The organism is Lactococcus fujiensis JCM 16395 (assembly GCF_002441655.1).
Lineage (GTDB): Bacteria > Bacillota > Bacilli > Lactobacillales > Streptococcaceae > Lactococcus > Lactococcus fujiensis.
Genome location: NZ_JXJU01000035.1, coordinates 1 through 3,411, shown reverse-complemented (window position 1 = coordinate 3,411; position 3,411 = coordinate 1). Strand labels below are relative to the sequence as shown.

Below are 3,411 nucleotides of genomic sequence, written 5' to 3'. Positions count from 1 at the left end.
TTTTGGAAAACTTTGCAACAGAACCGCAAAATGGATTAAGCAGTACTCTCAAGTGCGTCTTGAAGATAATACGGTGTTGCTGCTAAACAGATTCAAGAATTACAAAAAAGGAATGCCCAACTAGAGGAAGAAAATCTGATCTTAAAAAAAGCGAGTGCCATATTCATGCAAAACTCCAAGTAAGATTGAAAGCCATCTACAGACTCCGATTTGAACACACGACAGTTATGCTCTGTCGTGTTTTACATGTCAATCGTTCCACCTACTATAACTTCATAAACAAGAGGCCTTCGAAGCGTGAAGTAGAAAATCAACGCTTGAGAAAATTACTCCTTGAGATTTATATGAAAGCCAAGAAAAGAATTGGAACGAGAGCTTTTAAAATCATTCTTCTGCGTGATTATGGCGTTAATATTTCTGAAGGCCCTATCTTAAGACTTCTCAAGTCTATGACACTCCCTAAAATGTCAACCATCAAACCTCGTTTTAAATCAAAGAAAGCTCCTGTATTTTCTTTTGATAATCTGCTTAAACAAGAATTTAACCCGAACTCCCCAAATCAAGTTTGGACAACAGATTTCACTTATATCTCTATAGGACCTAAACGACATGTTTATCTCTGTGCTATTCTTGACCTCTACTCAAGGAAATGTATTGCGTGGAAAGTAAGTGATAGGATTGATGCCAAACTCGCCTGTGACACCTTAGAAATAGCTATAAATAAGAGGAAGCCTAAGGAACCAATTATCTTTCATTCGGACCAAGGAAGCCAATTTAAATCAGCTTCCTTTAGAAAGTTATTAGATGAGCATCAATTGCTTGCTTCTTACTCCAAGGCTGGATATCCTTACGACAACGCAGTAACCGAGGTCTTTTTTAAGTACCTTAAACAACGGGAGATTAATCGAAGAACTTATCACTCACTCCATGAAGTACAACTCTCTTGCTTTGAATACATCGAACAATTTTATAACAATTATAATCCTCATTCCGCCAACAATGGTTTAACTCCAAATCAGAAAGAAGAAAATTATTTTAAGAAAATATAGCTCATTTTGTGTCTAAATATTTGACATTAGTCCATATGACAAGACTAGTTGCAAAATTGCTAGTCTTTTTTGTCTGTGTTTCATAGACCAGTATTACTTTATCAAGAGAAAAGTATTCGTAAAGTAATACCTTTTTCTTAACATTATCCTTGATTATAAATGCTATTACTCTTCGTTTACTACCTACTTAAATTAATAAACTATTCTTCTAACTCTTTTAAACTATCATCTATTTAAACCTCTTTCATAATTCAAAGAATAATCTATAAGGTACTATCATGTTCTTACCAATTAAATACCAAAGGAATACCTTAACAAGATAAAAGCATTACTTTGGTAATACTTTTTATAGTTCACTTTTTTCAATTAGCATATCAATAATTACTGACCTTGATTTAGCATTAAATTTTTTTACTAATTCATCTAGTTTTTCTGAATTACTTTTTTTTATTGAAAAACTAGTTTTGATTTTTTTCTCCCAACCCAAATTTGTGTTATTATCTTCCGAAATATTTTTTACTACTTGATAATCATTATTATCAAAGGTCATATCTTCAAACTTGTTTGCCATTTTACTCTATCCCCTTTGTTTCTATTTGGTTGAATACTTTTTTTAATGATGCAATGAATTTATTTTGTGTATGAGTTTGCCCTGTCTCTTCTAAATAATCAAATATTCCCTTTTTAAGAAGCATACTTGTATTAATAGCTTCTTTTTCAGGTACAATTCCAATTACATCATTTATATTTTTTAACGCTTCTAAAAATTCTTTAGATGAATTAGTATTGTGTTTAACTCTATTTCCTAAAAAATAAATTTTTGCGCTAACATATGACTTACCACTGACAGGATCAACAACTTCATTTTTTAAAGTTGAAACGCTTTGTAATACCTTGGTATGACTTTCGTATCCAAAACGGCTTGGTTCCATTGGTGATATTACTTTATCCGCAACTGCCACACCATTTTTGGTTAATAAATTCCATGCAGGCGGTAAGTCTAAAATAATATAATCATATTTTTGATTTAGTTCTTTTGAATTTTTTACAAACCACATAAATAACAATAACTCTTTATTAGGTTTAGTTGCCAAGTTATCTGCGATTTCTTCTAAATTACTAGTTGAAGGAATTACATCAATGTTTTTTTCAACTGTAGTAGCAATGATTCCGATTTGGGGATTGCTGAGAATTTCTGAAATATTGTGTTTATCTTTAAAATTAAAATCTTTTGTCTCAAATGTACCAGTTAAACTTTTTTGTGAATCCAAATCAATTAATAATGTACTTTTATTATTTTCTTGCAAATATTTTGCAAATTGGAAAGCCATTGTAGTCTTTCCTACACCACCTTTAATTGCCATAAAACTAATTACTTGCATACCTTATTCTCCTCTTTCGACTACTTTAGTATTCTATAGGTATTACTTAAGTCATACCTATATCTTAACACCTATATAAGATAAAGTCAAGAAAAAGGTCATACCTTTGCACGACCTTTTTCTTTCTTTTGTATTAACTTCTTCCTTACTCTTTCATTTGCTGTTTACTCAACCTTGAATTAAGATATTGTTTTGCTGCTATACTTAAATACTTGGCGATATTCTTTTTCTCATTTGAATAATCTACCATCTTTCTTCGTACATAGTCCATATGCGTTGCTAAAGCATCTTCTCCAAGTTCTTTTACAAGTTTATCATACACAGGATAAACACTCTCAGCAAGCTCTAAAATCGTGTCCTGGTTTGCTATATCGGTTGCATACAACAAAGAGGAATTTATAAGTTTCATGGTAAATGGATTTGCAACAGCCACTGCATAATTAACCTGATTTTGAGCTTGTTTTTGTTCTTCAGTTAATTGTGCTTGTACATCATTACGTTTATAGTTCTCATCTTTCCAATTTGCTTTCTTAACTATATGAAACTGTATTGAATCGATTGAACGCCCTTTTTTTATTTTTTCATACTCAACATTAAAATGAGTAAAAGAATTTATTTCTTTAATTGCATCTTTTATGACTCTTTTTTCAAAATTATCAAATCTACTATAGTCATCAACAGTATCTGTTAATTCTCTTAAGTCACTAATTATTATCCTAGGACTCTTGTAATCTTCTAATTGTTTCTTCGTTCTATTAGGTTTATATTGGTAATGCTCAAATTGATTATAAGACATAGAGAACCATTTATATAAAATAATACTGTACTTGCTATTCAGTTCCATAATATCTGATATGGCATATTGCGTAAAATTATTTTTTAAATCTATGAGATACGGCATAATAGCTTGATCAAAACGTATCAAAACTTTATCATTATAATCATTCCACTCAACATGGTTCTGTTGCAAAGTTTTCTGA

Annotated in this window: 3 protein-coding genes and 1 pseudogene; 1 reads left to right on the top strand and 3 read right to left on the bottom strand. The window is 30.8% G+C overall.

Annotation, left to right across the window (positions count from 1 at the left end; translation table 11 throughout):
• Positions 1-1,065, top strand: a pseudogene (locus tag RT41_RS10010) (IS3 family transposase); the annotation flags it as partial.
• 330 nt (positions 1,066-1,395) lie between these two features.
• Here the strand turns inward: RT41_RS10010 and RT41_RS10005 are convergent.
• From RT41_RS10005 to RT41_RS09995, 3 genes are all read right to left on the bottom strand, one after another.
• Complete coding sequence (locus RT41_RS10005) at positions 1,396-1,620, bottom strand: hypothetical protein (RefSeq protein ID WP_014567964.1); 225 nt, start codon at positions 1,618-1,620, stop codon at positions 1,396-1,398.
• A gap of 1 nt (position 1,621) precedes the next feature.
• A complete protein-coding gene (locus RT41_RS10000) occupies positions 1,622-2,431 on the bottom strand; it encodes a ParA family protein (RefSeq protein ID WP_011669115.1) in 810 nt (269 codons plus the stop codon).
• 145 nt (positions 2,432-2,576) lie between these two features.
• Positions 2,577-3,411, bottom strand: an 835-nt coding sequence (locus RT41_RS09995) for a RepB family plasmid replication initiator protein (protein ID WP_143467373.1), incomplete at its 5' end; no start/stop codon positions are given.